Source organism: uncultured Ruminococcus sp., assembly GCF_947301925.1.
In the GTDB taxonomy this organism is placed as follows: Bacteria; Bacillota; Clostridia; order Oscillospirales; family Ruminococcaceae; genus Ruminococcus.
Map to the genome: position 1 here is coordinate 21,858 of NZ_CAMYUE010000010.1, position 20,011 is coordinate 41,868.

Annotated in this window: 19 protein-coding genes; 9 read left to right on the forward strand and 10 right to left on the reverse strand. The window is 46.7% G+C overall.

Going from position 1 to position 20,011, the window contains the following annotated elements:
* Positions 1-39 precede the first annotated feature (39 nt).
* Genes Q0Y65_RS11210 through Q0Y65_RS11225 form a run of 4 tightly spaced genes read right to left on the reverse strand, consistent with a single transcriptional unit; the run spans position 40 to position 2,398 of the window.
* Positions 40-651 carry a hypothetical protein gene (locus Q0Y65_RS11210; protein ID WP_297959784.1) on the reverse strand — a complete coding sequence of 204 codons (612 nt, stop codon included), beginning with the start codon at positions 649-651 and terminating at the stop codon, positions 40-42.
* Positions 652-674: 23 nt separating this feature from the next.
* The gene (locus Q0Y65_RS11215; protein WP_297959786.1) at positions 675-1,121 is read right to left on the reverse strand and encodes a DUF3021 family protein; all 447 of its coding nucleotides are present in this window, start codon (positions 1,119-1,121) and stop codon (positions 675-677) included.
* A complete protein-coding gene (locus Q0Y65_RS11220) occupies positions 1,121-1,570 on the reverse strand; it encodes a LytTR family DNA-binding domain-containing protein (RefSeq protein WP_297959788.1) in 450 nt (149 codons plus the stop codon). Before Q0Y65_RS11220 ends, Q0Y65_RS11215 begins: the two co-directional genes overlap by 1 nt.
* A gap of 51 nt (positions 1,571-1,621) precedes the next feature.
* Positions 1,622-2,398: an MBL fold metallo-hydrolase gene (locus Q0Y65_RS11225; RefSeq protein WP_297959790.1), complete on the reverse strand. Its 777-nt coding sequence runs from the start codon at positions 2,396-2,398 to the stop codon at positions 1,622-1,624.
* A gap of 421 nt (positions 2,399-2,819) precedes the next feature.
* Here Q0Y65_RS11225 and cps2T point away from each other — a divergent pair, with 421 nt between their 5' ends.
* From cps2T to Q0Y65_RS11250, 5 genes are read left to right on the forward strand one after another with little or no spacing between them, the layout of a single operon-like run.
* The gene (gene cps2T / locus Q0Y65_RS11230; RefSeq protein ID WP_297959792.1) at positions 2,820-4,061 is read left to right on the forward strand and encodes a beta 1-4 rhamnosyltransferase Cps2T; all 1,242 of its coding nucleotides are present in this window, start codon (positions 2,820-2,822) and stop codon (positions 4,059-4,061) included.
* Entirely contained in the window at positions 4,048-4,977 is a 930-nt protein-coding gene (locus tag Q0Y65_RS11235; RefSeq protein WP_297959794.1) for a glycosyltransferase family 2 protein, read from the forward strand. The genes cps2T and Q0Y65_RS11235 overlap by 14 nt, the downstream gene beginning before the upstream one ends.
* 51 nt (positions 4,978-5,028) lie before the next feature.
* Positions 5,029-6,540, forward strand: coding sequence for a polysaccharide biosynthesis C-terminal domain-containing protein (locus Q0Y65_RS11240; protein ID WP_297959796.1), 1,512 nt, complete (start codon positions 5,029-5,031; stop codon positions 6,538-6,540).
* Positions 6,541-6,559: 19 nt separating this feature from the next.
* The gene (locus Q0Y65_RS11245; protein ID WP_297959797.1) at positions 6,560-7,513 is read left to right on the forward strand and encodes a Coenzyme F420 hydrogenase/dehydrogenase, beta subunit C-terminal domain; all 954 of its coding nucleotides are present in this window, start codon (positions 6,560-6,562) and stop codon (positions 7,511-7,513) included.
* On the forward strand, positions 7,510-7,701 hold the full coding sequence (locus Q0Y65_RS11250; protein ID WP_297959799.1) for a 4Fe-4S dicluster domain-containing protein: 192 nt from the start codon (positions 7,510-7,512) through the stop codon (positions 7,699-7,701). Before Q0Y65_RS11245 ends, Q0Y65_RS11250 begins: the two co-directional genes overlap by 4 nt.
* A gap of 117 nt (positions 7,702-7,818) precedes the next feature.
* Here the strand turns inward: Q0Y65_RS11250 and Q0Y65_RS11255 are convergent, their stop codons facing one another.
* Genes Q0Y65_RS11255 through Q0Y65_RS11265 form a run of 3 tightly spaced genes read right to left on the reverse strand, consistent with a single transcriptional unit; the run spans position 7,819 to position 11,180 of the window.
* On the reverse strand, positions 7,819-8,889 hold the full coding sequence (locus tag Q0Y65_RS11255) for a polysaccharide pyruvyl transferase family protein (RefSeq protein WP_297959801.1): 1,071 nt from the start codon (positions 8,887-8,889) through the stop codon (positions 7,819-7,821).
* Positions 8,886-10,193, reverse strand: coding sequence for a hypothetical protein (locus Q0Y65_RS11260; RefSeq protein ID WP_297959803.1), 1,308 nt, complete (start codon positions 10,191-10,193; stop codon positions 8,886-8,888). The genes Q0Y65_RS11255 and Q0Y65_RS11260 overlap by 4 nt, the downstream gene beginning before the upstream one ends.
* A 24-nt stretch (positions 10,194-10,217) precedes the next feature.
* Positions 10,218-11,180 (reverse strand): glycosyltransferase family 2 protein, encoded by a 963-nt coding sequence (locus Q0Y65_RS11265; protein ID WP_297959805.1) that lies wholly within the window; start codon positions 11,178-11,180, stop codon positions 10,218-10,220.
* A 409-nt stretch (positions 11,181-11,589) separates the two neighbouring features.
* On the opposite strand from Q0Y65_RS11265, the gene Q0Y65_RS11270 reads away from it, so the two are divergent.
* Together Q0Y65_RS11270 and Q0Y65_RS11275 are read left to right on the forward strand one after the other, a co-directional pair.
* Complete coding sequence (locus Q0Y65_RS11270) at positions 11,590-12,171, forward strand: RNA polymerase sigma factor (protein ID WP_297959807.1); 582 nt, start codon at positions 11,590-11,592, stop codon at positions 12,169-12,171.
* Complete coding sequence (locus Q0Y65_RS11275; protein WP_297959809.1) at positions 12,168-12,950, forward strand: SecDF P1 head subdomain-containing protein; 783 nt, start codon at positions 12,168-12,170, stop codon at positions 12,948-12,950. Before Q0Y65_RS11270 ends, Q0Y65_RS11275 begins: the two co-directional genes overlap by 4 nt.
* 141 nt (positions 12,951-13,091) lie before the next feature.
* Here Q0Y65_RS11275 and Q0Y65_RS11280 read toward each other — a convergent pair whose 3' ends face one another.
* Both Q0Y65_RS11280 and Q0Y65_RS11285 read right to left on the reverse strand, forming a co-directional pair.
* The gene (locus Q0Y65_RS11280; RefSeq protein ID WP_297959811.1) at positions 13,092-15,647 is read right to left on the reverse strand and encodes a hypothetical protein; all 2,556 of its coding nucleotides are present in this window, start codon (positions 15,645-15,647) and stop codon (positions 13,092-13,094) included.
* On the reverse strand, positions 15,637-16,191 hold the full coding sequence (locus Q0Y65_RS11285) for an RNA polymerase sigma factor (protein WP_297959813.1): 555 nt from the start codon (positions 16,189-16,191) through the stop codon (positions 15,637-15,639). The genes Q0Y65_RS11280 and Q0Y65_RS11285 overlap by 11 nt, the downstream gene beginning before the upstream one ends.
* Positions 16,192-16,478: 287 nt before the next feature.
* Between Q0Y65_RS11285 and Q0Y65_RS11290 the strand changes: the two genes are divergently transcribed.
* On the forward strand, positions 16,479-16,796 hold the full coding sequence (locus Q0Y65_RS11290; protein WP_297959815.1) for a hypothetical protein: 318 nt from the start codon (positions 16,479-16,481) through the stop codon (positions 16,794-16,796).
* Between the two features lie 73 nt (positions 16,797-16,869).
* On the opposite strand, the gene Q0Y65_RS11295 is transcribed toward Q0Y65_RS11290, so the two are convergent.
* Entirely contained in the window at positions 16,870-17,160 is a 291-nt protein-coding gene (locus Q0Y65_RS11295; RefSeq protein ID WP_297959817.1) for a hypothetical protein, read from the reverse strand.
* 205 nt (positions 17,161-17,365) lie between these two features.
* Between Q0Y65_RS11295 and Q0Y65_RS11300 the strand changes: the two genes are divergently transcribed.
* Positions 17,366-20,005 (forward strand): hypothetical protein, encoded by a 2,640-nt coding sequence (locus tag Q0Y65_RS11300; protein ID WP_297959819.1) that lies wholly within the window; start codon positions 17,366-17,368, stop codon positions 20,003-20,005.
* The last annotated feature ends 6 nt before the right edge of the window (positions 20,006-20,011 follow it).

The window sequence follows — 20,011 nt, forward strand, 5'->3', positions numbered from 1 at the left end:
AAGCACCACGATTATGGGCTGCCTGTTTTAATATGTGAACTATATGTCGGTACCCGCCGTCCGCAGGGTATCATAGTACCTGCGGTAGGAATGGCAGTAGCACTTGTATGCCTGATAGAGCTTTACGTCCTCATCGGGATCAAGCCCCGGATCTGTTATCCATTTTTTCTGCTTCCATTCATAGTTTGTCGCCTCGTCATTCAGACGGAAGGGCTTTCCCGTGAGAAGGTAAAAGGTCAGCTCTGAACGGACCTGTGTCTTCTCGTCGGAAGCCGTTAGCTTGTAAAGCAGAGAACCCGAACGCTGTTTGCGTCCGCGGTTATCCCTTGTGGCCTCGTAATGCCTGTACTTCGTGTCCGCTATCTCATCGAAGTAAAGCTTTCTCCGCCTGAGCAGCATTTTCACATAAACATGATCGTCTTCTATGATTATTTTAGCACCGCAGACAGCTTCAGCTATCCGCAGGACAATAAATAATATCTCAACGATCCCGCATACAGCCAGCAGACGCAGCACAAATTTCGTGGGAGCTTCATATGTGATATTGAGTTCCAGAAAAAAGAACAGAGCAACTGCAGCTATGGCAACTATCCAGGGAACAGCTATCCCGACATCGAATATTCCCGAAAAATGCTTTATCCTGAACTTCATTTGAATTCACCCGTCGTTATATCTCAGCTTGTTTTCTTTTCGGTCTGATCTTTTTTTTCATAGCGCTTTCTGAGCTGCTGGTTCATCAGCGTCGTGTGCTTTCTGTCTATAAGGTAATGCACCGAGCCTGTAAAAACATAGATGAATATAACTGCAAGAAATGACAGCAGAGCAGACAAGGGAGTTATCCTGCACCAGCCGAACATCTTCAGCAGCAGAAGCGTTATACAGAATATCAGAAAAAAATGTGTTCCCCACAGTATCAGCGAAGTCTTTACGCCCTTTGTGTCCAGACACAGCAGTATGGCTGTGGGCAGAGCGGTGATGAAACCGCTGAGCAGTATCTCCCACAGGATAATACTGTCCATCTGCTGTCCCGAGGCAGTCAGGTATATTGCTGCCGCTATCAGGACAGCTGTGGTGATATCCACAAAATAATGCACTAATGAGATAAAAAATTCCTTTATCATCATTCAACCTCCTCAATACCGAGCTTTACCTTCAGACTGTGTACATACTGACGGGAGATCACTATCTTCTCGCCGTTTTTCAGGTGCGCCTCCAGCTTGCCGCTGAAAAGCGGCGAAAGATATTCTATTTTCTCCATATTCACTATCATGGATTTTGAACACCGTACAAAATCCAGAGGAGAAAACAGCTCCTCAAGCTCGTACAGCTTGTATTTGACCTCATATACGTCCGAATTGCAGTATGCAAAAACACGGTTCTCATTTGCCTCAAAATAGTATACGTCCCGATAGTCAAGACGGGCGATCTTTTCGTCCAGATAGCCCGTAAGCTCCGTATTTGCGGTCCGGAACGAGAGCAGCATCGAGATGAGCCGCTGATCAGGCGACGAACACCTGACGATGACCACATCTTCGTCGCCGGGCTGAGGCGCTTCGATTATAATTCTCATTATCGTCCTCCGATTATGAAGTTTATTCGTTAGGATCTGTATTCAGTCTTGTCATATGTCGAGCGTACCGCCGTGCCGCAGCTTGTATACAGCCGCGCGGTCTTTCATACGCTCCTCAAAATCCGAGGTGTCGGTCTCAGCGCTGAAGGGCGGGAAGGTATCGTCAAAATGAGTGAGCAGAACTGCTTCGGGCCTCAGCCTTCCGTATATATCAACCGCTATCCTGCACAGCTCATCAGGTCCCTGATACGGGAAAAACGCGATATCGGCTCCCTTTGGATAATCTATATCCTCTGCCAGAGCAAGACTTCCCAGTATGAATATCCTCCTGCCCAGTCCCTCCACCAGATAACACAGGGATTCCTTCTTTTCGGTGCAGGACAGGAAACTGAACAGCTTTCCGAAAAAGCCCTTCCTGTTCCTCATGACGCGCATATTAAAAATGGCTTTCAGTATATCAAAGGCGTTCAGCTTGATGTGTTTGCCTTTGTATGCGGTTATCTTAAAGTCTCCCACGGTGATGACCGAGCCCGCCTTTATCTGCTTCAGATTACGCTTGTCAACACCCCTCCTGCAAAGAGTCCTATAGGGCGTTTTTGTGCAGTAAACACTGGTATCGGAGCTTACTATCTCCCTGATGCTGCCGATATGATCGAAATGCCCGTGGGAAATGAGTATATGGCTGCAATGGTCATAAGCGTCCGGGGGAACCTTTATCTTGCTGTCGGGGAACGGAAAAAACGGGTCGATCAGGAGCTGCGTACTGCCTCCTGCGATCCGGACAGAAGCTGTGCCATACCATGTGATCTCTATTCTGTTTTCATCCACGCACGATCAGCTCCTTCACTGTGTGTTTACCTGATTGTATCATATTACATGATGCTTATAAACGGAAGAACGTATAATATCGTCTGATCAAGGCTTCCGCTCCCCGACTGCCTCACACGAACTCAGTCTGTCCGTATCATATATATGATAACATATATCCCGACCGTCTGTCAATGCAACTTACCCCCTCAGAAATGCAACTTACCTTCATATTTGCACAGCTTACATAAGGGATACCTCACAGGGCGGGACTGTAATGCTCTGTCCTGATGATACCGGAAAAAGCCCATGCACAAATGTCACAATGGCAATTGTGCAGATTTATCAACAAATAATATTGATTTTGCCCGCTTTTTTTGCTATAATTATATAGTATAGGTTTACGCTCCGCAGCAGTGCGGAAGATAAAGGAGTTTTTCAAGTGAAGCAGCAATATGTTTTCCTTATAGGTGCAAAATCCCCCGGAGCCTACGGCGGATATGAGACTTTTGTCGACAGGCTTACCGAATATCATCAGAATGACGGCAGACTTGTCTATTATGCGGCCTGCAAGGCAAACGGCGAGGGAAGCATACAGCCTTCTCAGCTCAAAGGCGCAAAACAGCTGACGGACAAGCTGTTCATCTACCACGGCGCACGCTGCTTCAGGATAAACGTCCCCGAAAAGCTGGGGCCTGCAAAGGCTGTAGTGTACGATCTTGCTTCTCTGAAAAAGGCAATAGATATAATAAAGCGCAAAAGGATCAGAAACGCTGTGGTATACATCATGGCCTGCCGTATAGGCCCCTTTCTGGCTCCCTATTGCAGGAAGCTCCACCGCCTTGGTGCAAAGCTGTATATCAATCCCGACGGTCACGAATGGAAACGCGCAAAATGGAGCGCTCCCGTGCGCCGCTACTGGAAGCTCTCCGAGGGGCTCATGGTGAAGCAGGCCGATCTTGTTATCTGCGACTCTGTCAATATAGAAAAGTATATACACGAAAGCTACGACCGGCGCGGCTCAGGCGGAAGCTCGCCGAAAACCGTGTACATCGCCTACGGAGCCGACACAGCCCGCTCCTCCACATATACTGCGGAGAGGGTCGGCAGCTGGCTGAAGGAGCACGGTCTTGAAGCCAACGGCTATTATCTCATAGTCGGACGCTTCGTCCCCGAAAACAACTATGAGACCATGCTAAGGGAATTCATGGCTTCTCATACGGATAAGGCGCTGGTCGTGATAACCAATCAGAACAGCAGCTTTTACGAAGAGCTTGAAGACAAGCTGCACTTTTCCGCAGACAGCAGGATACACTTCGTGGGAACGGTATATGACAAGGAGCTCCTCAAGGGTATCAGGGAGAGAGCCTATGCCTATCTTCACGGACATGAGGTCGGAGGTACCAATCCCAGCCTGCTTGAGGCTCTGGCAAGCACAGAACTCAACCTCCTGCTTGGTGTGGGCTTCAACCGCGAGGTGGCTCTTGACGCGGCATTATACTGGTCAAAAAAGAAGGGCTCTCTGTCATCGCTGATAGACAGGTCAGACGCTCTGCCGCCCCGGGAGAGAGAAAAGCTCGGGGCAAAGGCCGTAACACGGATAAAGGAAAAATACAGCTGGGAATACATCTGCGACAGATATGCCGCAGTTTTTCTGGGGGAAATCAATAATGATATGCAATAAAAGGGCAGCTGTGCTGCTGGCAGTATATAACGGCGCAGACTTTCTGCGGGAGCAGCTGGATTCTCTGCTTGCTCAGACTTCAAAGGACTGGAAATGCTTTATCCACGATGATGGCTCCACCGACGGCTCTGTAGAGCTGATAAATGAATATACAGAACGTTTTCCCGACAGATTTGCCGTCATAGAGGGAAAACCGACAGGAAGTGCCTGCAAGAATTTCTGCTTCCTGTTCGGTTCCGTTGAGGCGGAATACTATATGTGCTGCGATCAGGACGATGTATGGCTACCTGACAAGATAGCACGTTCGCTGAGGTGCATGGAGAAGCTGGAAACAGACAGGGATATCCCCTGTCTGGTCTACACGGATCAGAAGATCGCTGATGAGAAGCTGGATATCCTGTCTGAGAGCTCTGACAGGTTCCAGAGACTCCACTGCCGCGACCGCAGACTGTCTCATCTGCTGGCTCATAACGTGGTCACAGGCTGCACCATGACGGTCAACAGAGCTCTCAGAGATATGTTCGTCAAGGCGAAAGGAACAGACAAAATGGTGATGCACGACTGGTGGGCTGCTCTTATAGCGGCTTCCTTCGGGAAGATGTGCTTCATCAGCCGACCTACAATGCTGTACAGACAGCATTCGTCCAATACCCTCGGCGCAAATAAAATGGGCCCTGAAATGATCTGGAACAGGATAAACGGCAAGGGAAGAAAGTTCGTGCGCCATTCGCTCTATGTGAGCTGGGTGCAGGCAGAGGAATTCGCCCGTATTTACGGACTTGGCAAGGATTCCCTCGTTGCGGTCTACGGCTCGCTCAGGCATCGCAGCAAGTCCGGAAGGCTGAAAATTTACCTGAAAAAAGGGATACATAAAAGCTCATGGATACGAACTTTAGGTATGTATGTTCTGGGCTGACGTGACAAAAGCGATGCGGGAGCCTATACATAATTGAATGGAGATCAGTCTATGAACAAAAGAAAGGCTGTTATAAAAAACGCCCTGTTCGGATTCGGCGGCCAGTTTCTTGTAATGCTCGTGGGAATAATAGTCCCGCGAATGATAATGTCGGGCTACGGCTCTGAGATGAACGGTCTGCTCGCTACCCTCGGACAGATATTTGTATTTATTGCTCTGCTTGGCGCAGGCGTGAATCAATCCTCTGTAAACGCTTTATATCCTCCGATAAAAAACAGCGACCACGATGCCGTATCAGGTATCATTTCCGTTACACAGCGATACTTCAACAGAGTAGCTGCCTATTACGGCATCTGTGTGCTTCTGTTTTCCGCTGTGGGACCTTTTATCCTGAAGACCTCGATAGATAAGACGGAGGTCTTTCTCATCATACTGCTGGAAGGTGCGGCTTCGGTAATATCACTGCGGTTCATCGAATCATATAACGCTCTGCTCACCGCAGACGGACGAGGCTATTTCATCAGTGCGGTGTCGCTGGTTAATAAGCTGGCTGTTTACCTTATGAAAATAGTACTCTCGCTTATGGGAGTTGATATCCTGTACCTTCAGGCATTCGGTATAGTGATAGCTCTGCTGAGAGTAGTGATATACAGGCAATATATGAAAAAGCATTACGGCTGGCTCATAATAAAAAAAGCCGACAATGCCCCTCCCCTCAGGGACAGGAATTCCTTCCTTGTAACACAGATCGCATGGACCGTTTTTTCCTCAACGGACATGATAATCCTTTCGGTCTTCCTCAGTGCGGAGTTTGCAAGCGTATACAACGTCTACAATATGATATTTGCCAATCTGGCACTGCTCCTCAACGAGGTATACGCAAACGTCAGCTTCCTTCTCGGGCGGACGTACAACGAAAACATACAGGAATACGAGAAGTATCACGACGCATACTACTCTGTGTTCCTTGGCGCTATGACTATCATGATGTGCGTATCCACCGTCATGTGCCTGCCTTTTGTAAGACTTTACACCCGCGGAATAAACGATATCAATTATATCTATCCTGCACTGCCGGTGCTTTTTTCTCTGGTACAGCTCCTTTCCTGGAGCAGATATGTCCCGGGAAACCTTACAGGTCTTGCGGGATACGCCAAAAAAACAAGCTATATCTCCGTGATGGAGGCTGTCATAAATATAATCGCCTCATTGATACTGGTGCATTTTTTCGGGATATACGGAGTCGTTGCAGGTACGGTCATCGCCCTGCCTATAAAAGTGGTATGGTGCATTTATATATCCGATAAAAAGGTCATCAGGAGGTCATACTTAAAAACCGTGAAGATCCTTCTGGCCAATTATCTGCTTTTCGGCTGTGCAGTTCTGACAGAGAAGCTTATCGACTTCAGGATAAACGGATTCGGCACTTTTCTGATGTGGTCCGCGATCTGTCTTGCTGCCTTCACGTTTATGGGAGCGGTGCTGAACATCATCGCAAACCCGAAAATGCTCAAATATGTAAAAACAATAATATCCCAGAGAAAAATTCAGGGAAATAACTGACGGCAGGAGGTGCCGAAAAGTGATATACGGTGTTTATGCAGCAATACACAATGACAGGAATATCGTCAGTGCATCGCAGTCAGGGGGAGCCTTTACTGCTCTTTCGGATGTTATCCTTGATATGGGCGGAGTTGTCTACGGCTGCGTTCTTGACAGGACATTCAGGGCGGTGCATATGCGAGCCGATAATAAAGCGCAAAGAGACCTTATGAGAGGTTCAAAATACGTTCAGAGCGACCTGGGAAGCACTTTCAGTCAGATAAAAGCCGACCTTGCCGCAGGAAGGACTGTACTGTTTTCGGGAACGCCCTGTCAGACGGCAGGTCTGAAAAAGTTTATAGGAGATAAGGGAGAGCGGCTGTACTGTGCGGATATCATCTGCCACGGCGTTCCAAGTCCCGCGGTCTGGAAAAGCTATCTGAAATGGCAGCAGTCCCGCAAACGCCGCAGAATAACCGATGCTGTTTTCAGAAACAAGGAAGGCCACGGCTGGCACAGCCATTTTGAAAGAATCAGCTTTGAAGACGGCACAGAAGTAAGCAGCAATGTATATGCCAATGTTTTTTACGGACATCATCCTTTACGGCCTTCCTGCTTTAGCTGCCCTTTCAAGTCATTGGAACGGCAGGGCGATATCACCATCGCCGACTGCTGGGGCATAGATAAGATCGCACCCGAGCTCGATGACAACACAGGCATATCACTGATGCTCGTCAATTCTCAAAACGGGCAGGAGTTGCTTGATAAGGCAGGCGATAATATGGTGCTCCAGCCCATTGATATAGAAAATGTTATGCAGCCCTGTCTTAAAGAGCCCTTTCCAGAGCCTGAGGACAGAGATGTGTTCTGGCAGGAATACAGGACAAAAAGCTTTGGATATATCGCAAGGAAATACGGCAGGTACGGTGCGGACAGAACGCCGAAAATGCTTGTAAAGCGTGCTGTAGGTAAAATACGGAGGATCATCAGGTGAATAAGGAAAAGATAGTTTTATTTGAAAAGAAACAGGAATGCTGCGGCTGTACAGCCTGCGCGGCGGTTTGTCCTGCTCAGGCTGTCACTATGCAGCCCGATGAAGAAGGCTTCTTATACCCTGTCATCAACGAAGAAAAGTGTCTGCACTGCCGCGCCTGTATCGGAGTCTGTCCGTTCAAGGACTGAATCTCCGACTGTTTTGCCCCGCCGTAACATACTGTATAAGAAAAGACCGACTGTTCTCCAGTCGGTCTTATTTGCTGATATGTCAAAAAATAATGCTGCTGCATTCGGATACACAGCCTATTTCAGAGCGCTGTCCAGAAAGCTCTCCGATTCCCTTATTATCTGAGTCAGTCCGCCTGTCTCCGACCTTGAAAAGTCAAATACCCTTGCTCCGCAGATATCGGTCATGCAGCTTTCGGGCAGATCTATACGGCTCATCAGCGAGCTTATCCTGGGATCGTTCATATCACGGGTACAGCAGATCTTTTTGCCGAAAATAAGCGAGAAAGCCGTCCCGTGGAAGGAATCCGTTATCACCAGAGCAGCATTCCTGATGAGATACAGGAACTCACAGGGTCCCACATTGTAAAGCTGTTTTCCCCTGAAAGGCTGTCTTGCTCCCGTGGGATGAATGATCATAACAGGAAGCTTCAGCTTCGCGGCGATACGCTTTGCAGTCTTTACAGCTCCGGTATCGAATGCCAGCGAGTATATAAGGATATAGTCTCCTTCAGGACGTACTGCGGAGCTGTCGGAAAGCTCCGACCAGAACTTCTTGTCACCCAGGAATACGGGATCAAGAACGACTCTTGCTTCCTTTGATGCAAGCTGTCCGATCTCTCTGATACCGTTATCCTCTCTCAGGGATATAAGATCAAAGCTGCCCATATTCTCCTTTATACATTTTTTCTGATAGGCTGTCAGTCCTTTTTTGCCGAAGCTTGCTGCGTAGGATATCTTTTTTACTCTCTTATCGAGCCGCGGAAGGTAGTAAACATCGGTGTTTCCTGTCAAAACGTTGTTCCATACCTGATCGCTTCCCACAATAACAATATCGGGACGGTATTTCTCAATGCTTTTTTTATCGCCGCCGATCGTTTTCCCCATATGTCTGCGAGCAAATCCTTCAAACGCCAGAGCCTGGGGAAGCTGAAACGGCAGCTCGCGGATCATACGTCTGCATATCGTTCTTAAACCAACAGGACGTCTGAAGGGATTGAGCCTGTAGCCCTCCTTGATCTTCTGCGTTCTAAGATCGGCAAAAACCACGGTATTTCCCCTGTTCTCCAGATAGCTTTTCAAGGAATAGGCCTGCAGGACAGCTCCGAAGTTGTATACATTATGGAAAGTAACGATCACACATTTCATTTCAAGCTTTTCCTCCTGAAGTATGTATATAACGAATACGCTTTCAGAAACAGGTAAGACAGATGATCCCGCCAAGTCCCCCTGTTCCCGTGAACATAATATTGTTTCTCATCATCACGCAGGATCTTTACGATCTCATCATTATCCTTCAGATAAAGCGGACCGTATCCCTTTTTTTCCCTGAAGGAGTTTATCCTTTTTCTCAATCCGGCTTCATCGAGCAGTAAAGCCGAAAGACCGCGGCGTTCCCGCGATACGATGCCATTACCCTTTTCCTTTACTGTTGCTGCGATATTTCCGCTAAGATCATTTGTCAGTATAAAGCAGTTTGCGGAATATGCTTCGTACAGTGTAAAGCTGTAGGTCTCGGGAACCAGCGACCACAATACCGCGCAGTCTATCCTATTAGCCCTGAGCGCCTTTGTCATCGCAGCGATATCCTTCTTGAAATCAATGTCTGCCTTATGTACGAAACCGATATTTTCATTACAGCTCCCCATCTGATAGAACTTATAGCCGCAGCCTGCTTCATGAGCTCTTTTGACGGCTTCCTTCCATTCCTCCCAGCCCTTATGAGGCGCCTGATAGCCTACAAATGCTATCCGCACAGGTTCACTTTCACCTATCGGAGCCATATTTTCCTTGTATTTGCCCATCGGTATCTGATGCGGAATTACCACAGTCCGGCTTTTCATTCCGGGATATGCCTTTGTCCAGTTTTCCAGAACGGACTGTGACGGCGAAATAAATATTGTTCGGTGGGCTATCCTTTTGATCAGCCCGGATATCTGAGCTGTGCGTCTGACAGTCGTATCCTTCAGGCAGCTGCATCCGCGGCACTTCTGTTCATCCGGGAATGATATACCGCAGAATTCACGATAATTTCTTGTCAGTCCCGATTCGGGACAGACAGTATAATAATCATGAAGATACATATATACCTTCGCATCGGTGCTTTTCAGTATCTTCAGCAGCTCTCTGACCGAGGAATTGTTAAGATGATGGAGGATAACTCCGATCAGCTCAGACCCGCTTTCTATGAAAGCCTTCATATATCTTATGACTCCGAATGTGTTTGTCATTGTATAATATCTGCCGTCTGCCACTAATACCCAGATCTTGTCAGAATGCAGTCTTCCCCTAAGTATATCGGGATCAGGACAGATATGGAGGACGGAGATACCGTGCTCATTCAGAAGCCGCTGCTGTGAAAGAATGAACTTATCCGTACCTCCCGTACCTGTGGTGTAATCACAGTAGGAGATGGTGACAACGAACTTTTTGTTTTTCAGTTTGCTGCTCATATCATCGAATCCTTTCCGGGAGTATCACGCTTTTTTTGCCTTGCCCGATGTCACAGCCACGAAGTACAGATCTCTTGCCGCTGAAATCAGCCCTGTACGATATCTGAAGTAATTGCCGTTCAGAGAATTTCCGAATATAAATGCCACTGCTTTTTTTCTGCCGATAACGGGCAGCCTGTCGCAGCCATACCAGAAATCGGCACGCTGCGCCACTCTGGCATAATTATTCTTATTGCAGTATTTTTTCAGCCTGCAAAAAACATCAGCTTTCTGATGACGCTTTTCGGCCTGCTTTTTACTGTTGAATATACCCATTTCTCTGATCCACTCTGAGAAGCTAAGCTTTTTGGCTCCGATAACGTTGTTGCTGTGCTGCCTGTAAAAGAAGGTACAGGCTCTTATACATTCTATCGAATCATTCACTGTTGCAATGAGGGAGCACCATCTGTCATGAAGTATGCTTTCGGGAATATCCTCGATCATTTCGGCAAGCCTGTGTGATACGGCCATAGCGGCTCCTGTGACTATATCCTTCTTCAGCATCGTAACAGAGATATCCTCTCTTTTTTGATCGTATTTCACCGACTTCCACAGCGAACCCGTTCTGTTCAGATGCTCGTCAACAACGATTCCGTCGCTGAAATACAGCATCTTTCCCGTTTTAAGTATATGTCGGTGAAATGTCTCGACCTTTGTTTTTTTCCATACATCATCCTGATCGCAGGTGAATATATAATCTCCCGCCGCACATTTCATTCCGTCGATGAAATTGCGGGCAACGCCTTTATTTACCTCGTTTACAGTTATCCTGTAAGATATGCCGCTCTCCGCAAGGAGCTCCTCGGCGATTCTGACCGTATTATCCGAAGACCTGTCATCAAAGATCAGTATCTCATCGACCTTATGAGTCTGAGCAAGTATGCTTTTTATCTGATCCGCAATAAATCTTTCTCCGTTATATGTACACATTACTACCGAGTATTTCATGCTGATCCTCCATTGACCTGTGGTTTAAGGCAGGCGATCCCTGCCCGCTTCCGTATGGTTTGATCTGTCCGTGATATCTACTCTTTAATTATACCAACAAAGGAAGCCAAAATCAATAGATTTTCTGAATTATGCAACGCTCCTTTGTAAACGAATGGTTAATTACAGAATCAACCTCTGTTTAAAAATCAAGCCTGTACAACGGCTTCGGCCGCGATACAGGCTTTTTGTTTATGGAAAAGACAGATCAGGCTGTATTGACAAACAGCTGTGCGATATGCTATCATTTACAGGTATACGTCTCCGGAAAAAAATTTCTGAAAATGTGTTGCACTTTCTCATCATGCTGCGAGTAAACACTATGAATGCGGAAAACGCATATTTTTTCACATAAGGGGGGGATGTCTCCATGACAGATAAAGAATACCGCATACTGTATGAAAAGTCGTCAAGGGAGGCACAGAACAAGATTTTTGACGAGTATTTCAACTATGTTTACGCCATAGTTTTCAATAAGCTGCGAAGCTGTGCGTCAAAAGAGGATATCGAGGAATGCGTCAGCGACGTTTTTGCGGACGTTTTCGGGCATTTCAGCACCGAAACTTCCCACAGCGGCGATATGAAGGGATTCATAGGTACAGTCGCCGCAAGAAGGGCTGTAAGCTGCTTCCGCAGTATCTCCGCAAAAAACGGAAAGACCGTTCCCATGGAAGGCTCCGACGCAGACAGTATCGCAGACGATACGGATATCATAAGTAATACCGAAGCGTCAGAGCTCCGCAGCATACTGCTGCGCCTTGTAAAGGAGCTGGGCGAGCCCGATACGGCCATAGTCATGCAGAAGTACTACTACGGTCTGAACTCAAAAGAGATCGCGGAAATAGTCTCTATGGAGCCCGCAGCAGTCAGGGTACGCTGCACAAGAGCGCTAAGAAAGCTGAAGGAAAAACTCACCGCTCTTGATATCAACCTGAAGGAGGCAGAGGCATGAAAAAGGATATGGATTTCGGCATACTTGAAAACGCCGATATGAATGAGATCGCGGATATCTCCGAGTGCGCTGCTCCTGTGACCGAACAGGACAAGAACAGGATCCGCGAAATGAGCATAAAAAAGTTTGACAGCAGAAATAATAACAGCAGCAGCGAAGCTGCCACCGACAACGATACCGTCAGCGGCTCGGAGCCCTACAGCCGCCGTCGTTCGATACTGAAATATGCAGGTACTGCCGCTGCCTGCCTCGCTCTCATAGGAGGTATCGCAGGAGGAGCTGTACTGCTCAGAAACAACAAGGGCGGAAATTCACAGCTCACAGGCATCTCCGAGCCCGTCACCGAATACGTTGAGGAGCACGAAGTGTTCTTCCGCAAGGGCGACAGTCCTGACGGCGAGATACTTCTCACAGGCAAAAACATCTATTCTGCCGAACCGATGATATTAGCCGGCACGGATCCGGCCGAATATTTAATCACGGTACAATTCGATCAGGAAGGCTCTGCTGTATTCAGCGAAGCTACCGCCGAGCTTGCAGGTACGGATATCCCGATATCAATATGGATAGACGGAGAATGTATATTCAGCCCAACAGTCTACACCTCCATCACAGACGGCAGGTTCACCATCAGCGGAGACTTCACAGCTGAAAGGGCCAAAGAGATCGCAGACCTGCTTGATCCGTCAAGGACCGTTCCCGATCCCTATGAAAACAGCCAATACACCGAACCCACAGAAGCTGCTCATCTGGAGAAGAACGCGAATATTCACTGTTAACGGCCAAGAGATCACACAAGAAGAATGTTGTGAGCTGCTTGAAAATGATAGCTGACAATGGCAGCAAAAATCTCATATGTACAGCAAAAGCCCCGGGGAAATGCCCCGGGGCCTTACTTTTATATGGATATTAAAACCGTCTTATGCCAGGGTCTTTGAATTGCCTACAAGGTAATTCTGTATGCAAAGGGCGTCGTTTGCCGTAAGTCCTGCGGTGGACTTGTCAACATCTGCATTTTTCTTTCCCTGGGAAGTGATATGGTTCTTCGATGTGCCCTTGACTTCGTACTTATCGGGATTTGCAAGAGCCTGCATTACAAGGATAGCGTCTGAAAGATCAAGGTCGCTGTCGCAGTTTGCATCGCCTGTCTTTTCCGATAATGCTGTTGCTGTAGTCGTTGTGGTCACGATATTATTGGCAAATGGACCTGCTGTGGTACCCACGGACTCAACAGGAGTTTCTGCATACTGTCCGCGTGCGTTCCATGCCATAGTCTCCAGATCAGCTGTGTCTATACCGCATTTTCTTGAGACATATTCAAGTATCAGTGTCGTATCCATTGCGTCGCCGCTGACGCCGCTACCGTCAAGATCGAAGTTAGCGATATAATTGTCCATTATCGCGTCAGGAACTGTATTGATATTCTCTGAGGTATGAGTCTGTGAGTAGAGTGTATTCTCGGCAAAGATATAATCGTTCGCATCGATAACGCCGTTCATATCAACATCCGGTGCAGGTACTGTACCCGCCTCAACATTGACATAGTAGTTCTCATACTTCATCTGGCGGACTTCGCTTGAGGAGTATGTGAATGCGAAAACATAATTGTAGCAGAGACTGAACAGGTCGTCGGGATCTGTCAGAGGATATCTTGTGCCGTCAAGGCAGTTGGTTCCCGGCCAAGGATAATTGGAGACCTCTCCGTTTATCCATGCAGTGCGGAAATCTTCATATTCTTTTTCTTTCTTTGTCTTTACACCAAGCTTTTCGCATATATATATCTGTGCTATGCTGCAGTCTGCGGCGTCACCGCTGATACCGTTTTCGTTAAGGTCAAAATTAATAAGGAAATTATCTATCATCTCCCTGCTGTAACGTCCATCGGGATAGTAACGGCAGCCGTTGAATATGTCGTCACAGGCCTGATGATCCACAAACGTCACCCTGCCGTCAAGGTTCAGATCGGGTTCGGGAAGCAGACCTGCCTGTACCTTCTGTTTGTAGACTGCATACTCTGCGTCGATATTTGTCATATCAACATTAGCTCTTACATCCGAGCTGGGAAGTCCCATTTCCCATTCGGTGTTCTCAACAGCATTCTGGAAGGACTGGAATGCGTCCTTATACCTTGCGGAATAGGTTATCCTCTCGTCGTATCTTGTGTCACGCAAAACCTCATAATAGGTGGGATCGGAATACTCGGGCTTGAACTCATTGTTTGCAAGGTAATACCTGATAAGGTAATCCGCAAATATGGGAGCAACTATGCTGTCATCTCCGATAGTGCTGAACAGATCAAGGCATTTTGCCTCGGAGTCTGATGGGAATTTGTACGTTGTCAGTTCATTGTATACCTTTAATTTTTCGGCGTAGGAAAGAGCCTCGGGATCCATATCTTCGTATACCACAGAGGGCTCGTTAAAGAGCTTGTGGAAGATGTAAATATCCATTAAGTCGCCCATGTCGAAGCTGCCGTTTCCGTCGACATCAAGATCAGGCTTTTTTTCTGCCAGAGTATCCGCAAAGATGTCATACAGGCCGTGGAATGCCTCCGTCTTTTCGATAAAGTAATCAACGAAGTCCTTGCCGTATTTCTTTGTATCAAGTATATCCCTTTCCACCTTGTTGTAGCAGGTGTAGTAATATACCAGCTGATTTACGTCATATTCATCGAAAACTCCGTCATTGTTGAGATCTGTCCTTACGCCTTCTGCTACAGCAGCATCATCGCCGCATGACAGACAATAAAGACTATAAATATCGCTAACATCAAATTTTTCATCCCCGTTTATATCAATAATACCCTCATCATTGCGCCATTTGCCGAAATCAAAATCATTGATATCGTATTGTACGCTCATAAGCTCAAAAGGAACAGGTCTCATGCCTGTATCGTTGACTGCGCCGACAGGCTTTGGAGCTGCTGCGGAAGCTACAAGCATTGCAGCAAATCCTGCTGTTAATTTATTCATATAGTATACCCTCCTGTGTGTTTCTGTAATTACTTCTGTTGGTGTCGTTGTTGTAACAGTAACAACAGGCTTGGTGCTGATGTTTTTATGAGCTGTGGTGGTGACTGCGGCCTGCGCCGACACCCGCACAGTCTGTACGGGGCGTGCTGCCGTTGCTGCCGCTGACGCAGCTGATACGGTGTTTGCTGTCACTGCGGTGACTGTGGCAGCAGCCGAAGCTGATGTGACCGCTTTTGTTGTTACTGTATAATTGCTGTCAGAGGTAACTGTGGCAGCTTCAGTGGTGTTCTCCGCTGCTGTGGCAGTTGTCTCTCCGTTGAAATTGACCGATGAAGGATCCCCGGCAGTATTGCTGTGCCATATACCAAAGCCTATTATCAAAGCTGCACACATTGCCGCAACGCCTGATGTTATCCTTCTGATACGGATCCTGCGGACACGTCTTTCTTCAAGTATACGGTCGCCGCGGGACTTCACTATCTCCGCCATGGTCTTATAGTCCATAGAACACTGCTCCTTCCTTTTCAATTTCTTTTTTCAGAGCGCTCTTCGCTCTGTAAAGCAGATCCCTGATCTGCTTGCTGTTCTTTTTCATTATCTCAGCCGCTTCGTCATTCTTAAAGTCCTCAAAGAATATGAGGTAAAGTATCTGACTGTACTCGGGTCTGAGCTTTGAGACGAGCCTGCGCAGGTCGGCACGCCGCTCATCATCTATGACCTTCTGTTCTATATTTTCCCCGTCAGAGATATCATACGCATTGTCAAGGGAGACTGAACTGAATCTCGAAAATTTCCGCTTTATATCTATGGCCTTGTTTCTTCCGATGGTGTAAAGCCATGTCTTGAAGCTCCCTGTGCCCTTGAAGGCAGGCTTTTCAACGTAAAGCTTTACGAAAGTATCTATGGCCGCTTCCTCGGCCTGTCCCATATCTCCTATGATACTGTACAGGAAATACACAAGGCCGTCCTTGTATTCGCGGATAACTTCATCTATTGCATCTTTATCTCCTGAGAGGAAACGGCTGTAGCTACTTATACCGTTTTCCATAGTTCCTCCTTTCGGCAGGAAATATTTCCATTTGTTATTTATACGAAAGAAATGCGGCAGATGTCGCAGTTTTTTTCAAAAATATTTTTCAGTGCAGATTTACGCTGTTTATACTATAATTATACTATCAGCGGCTCAATGAGTCAAGAAAGGAGCTCCGCAGACCGCAGGAGCTCCTCATAATGACAGATTTTTTCGGCATAAGGGTTGAAAAAAGCAGATTAATGTGATATAATGTTCGTAAATAAACACTTTATATGTAATTCCCAAACAAAGGAGTGACTGTTATGATACTTAATAAAGACGCATACTGGAACATCATGGACTATATATTCAGGAATCTGAAGTTCAAGGAGGACTGTATCAGCCCCAGCGAGCTCATAAACATAGACACCTCTGAGGACAAAAACGTCTGGCTCGGTGAATTCATAAAGGAGCATGAATCCGAGAAATGCACCAGAGAGGCTATTTTCAGCGCTCTGCACATACTTCTGTCACGCGACCTCATTAAGGTGCTGTATGTTGCTCAGAAAAAGGATTTCCGTCTTATCGACCTCACCAGCAAGGGCTATGAGGAGTATCTGAAGCATATGCAGGTGTTATAAACTGCGGCCACTCTTTGCCGGGACTGTGAAAAAACGCCTCTGACGGTTATCGTCGGGGCGTTTTCTTATTGTGTCAGTACAAATATGCCACGGGGAGGCAGACTCCCACACGGGGAGAGCGGAACCTGCTGAAGCCCGAAGCGGAGACAATAATTGCTGCCAGAAGAACCAGGCACAGACATATCAGCGGTATCTGCCTGCCGAAGACGGCGGTCAGGCCAGCAAACACAGCAGCCGCAGCCAGTGCGATACCGAAATACAGAGCCGCAGCACTGCCGCAGACTATGGCAGCTGCGAAAAGGCTGAGAGCTGAAATAAGCAATACAGCGGCTATACCAAGCATTATACCCTTTCCCTTTTCCATGCCGTTCCCCCTCTCTGCGGACAGTCGTCCGCCTTTCTTGTTAATAATATCGTAGCATATAATAGTTTAAAAAGTCTTTAAATATAATATCATCTTACAGAAAAATACAGTTTTTTTCGGAATAGGTTGACATTTCTGCCTGTATATGATAGTATTAATGTACGGATATACGTTATATCCGAATAATTTAAAGGGAGATGTTTTTATGAGAGATCTATGGAAAAAAGCAGCGGCGGCGGCGCTGTCTTTTGCTCTTTTAGGGGGAGCTCTGCCTGCAAATGTGGGCGGTCTTAATCTTTTTGATAACGGTCTTATTGCGGACGCAGGTGTATACCGTTCTTGTTTTGTGTATTACGACGCTAACGGAGGTTCAGGAAGTATGCCTAGTAGAACTATTCCTGCTGGTACACTCAGCTTTATGGCACCTGATTGTACATTTACTCCTCCTGATTATATGGTATTTGATAAATGGATGTATAGTGAAGATCAATATTTTTACCGTCCCGGCGAGTATTTAGAAATTGGAAATAATACCGAGTACGTTCGCCTTTCGGCACAATGGAAAAGGGGTTACACCAAAGTGTCGTTCTATGCCAACGGCGGCACCGGCAATATGTCTCCGATTGCTGTTCCTTTTGAAGTAAGTATCTTTACGGCTCCTGAATGTACAATTACTCCTCCTAATGGTAAGACATTTGATAAATGGCTGTATAATGGTAAGTATTATAATGCAGGAGAAAATATACCGATTGGAAATAATATCTCTGAAATAACCCTTTCGGCTCAGTGGAAAGATGCGAAATGTAAAATAAGATTTAATGGCGCAAATAACACTCAACTAAATGATGTGACACTTCCCGAGGGGCAAAAATATTATAAACTGCCCGAATTTACATATGAACTGCCTGCGGCAAAATACTTTACCGGCTGGCGCTACAACGACATAAAATATAATGTCGGCGATACTATATCTCTGAACCCCGGTTGGAATTATGTATATGCTGTTTTTGCAAACTATCCCAAGACCATAACCTTTACCAATAACGGCGGTACAGGTACTATGGATCCTGTTACTATTACTAAAGATAGTTATGTACTTCCTCAATGCACATTAACTCCTCCTGTGGGAAAGGAATTCTATTACTGGAAATTTGAAATACCGGGAACGTCAAAAACTACCGGATATCCCGGCGAGTCTGTCAATATTTCAGACCTTACCGAGTTCGAGCTGACGCCTGAATGGAAAAACCTTTATGCCGTTACTTTCAATGCAAACGGCGGCACAGGCACAATGGATACGGCCTATATTAACCCCGGAGGATACTATGAGCTGCCCGAATGTACCTTTACACCACCGAAATACAAGACGTTTGATAAGTGGGATAAAGGTGCTGTGGGAATCTATATAAATATCTACAAGGATACCGAGATAAAAGCCCTGTGGAAGGACGATTATGAAAACTATCCCGTTATCCAGTTAAAAAAAGGTGATTACGGCTACGGTAATGAAGAAACAATACAGTTGGATGCAGATGTGACCACATACAAGCTCCCCCAGTGCTGCTTTGAATGGTACTATCCCGGTTATATGTTCAGCGGCTGGGAATACGACTCAAAACCTTACAAGCCCGGACAGACCATAACTATAAAGAAGGGCATAAATACTGTTACAGCCACATGGAAGAAGACCGACAGTTGTGCCGAAATAAACCTTGTTGATCCCATAAGCGGAAAATCAGCCAATTATTTCTGTGAGGACGACGCTTTTACCTTACCGAAATGCCCCTTTACTGCTCCCAAGGGAAAGAAATTCGCAGGATATGAAGCCCCCTTCTGTATCGGCACTCTGCTCCCCGGAGAGCAATTCCCGCCCGAGGGTCTGACCCTTCCTTACGAATTCAGGAGCAGCTTCATCTGGTATTTGGATATTGTATGGGAAGATGTGGAAACGCCTAAGTTCACCACGAACTCAATGACACTGGGCGGCGCTATCAGCCTTAACTTCTATGTTGACCTGTCATCCGTCAACGAGGAATGGCGCGACCTTTCATGGGTTGAATTTGAAGTGGGCGACAAGAAGCAGACAGCAGAATTCAACCCCAAGAATATGAACCAGGCAAAGACCGCTTACGGCTTCACCTGTATGCTCAATTCTGTCTCCATGGCCGACGACGTAAAGGCTACCCTCCACTACTACGACGATGAAGGTAATGAGCAGACAGTTACTACTACATCAACTGCGGAAACCTACCTCCAGAAGTTCAACGAGGGCGACGGCGAAAAGCTCTGGGGCCTTATAAAGTCTATCAACGACTACGGCTACTATATGCAGAAGTATCTCTCCGTTAATTCGGGAAAGCCGTGGACTCTCGGCGTTGACCATACCGCTATGGAAACCAACTATACAAAGGTACCCATATATAAGAAGAACCTTGCTTCCTACAAGGAAAAGCTCTCCAAGAAGGCCAAGGTCAAGAAGATCGTAAGCGCAGACCTCAGCAATATCAGCTACGCACTTACACTGGACGCTGATACGTCTCTCAATATCACTATCAAGCCACAGTCAAACTACAAGGGCAATGTAAAGGTAACTCTCGACGGAAAGTCTGTTACTCCCAAGAAGGTTGGCAATAACTATGTGCTGACTATCCCGGGCATTTCTGCTCATAAGCTGGGCGATACCTACTCCGTGACAGTCAAGACCACAAACGGCACGTCTACATTCAAGGCGTCGGCTCTGTCCTACGCAAACGACGCTATAAACGATCCCTATGACGATTCGGAGGTGTACGCAATGTGCGCTCTCTATGACTACTATCAGGCAGCTGTAAACTACAAAAGCTAACAGAAT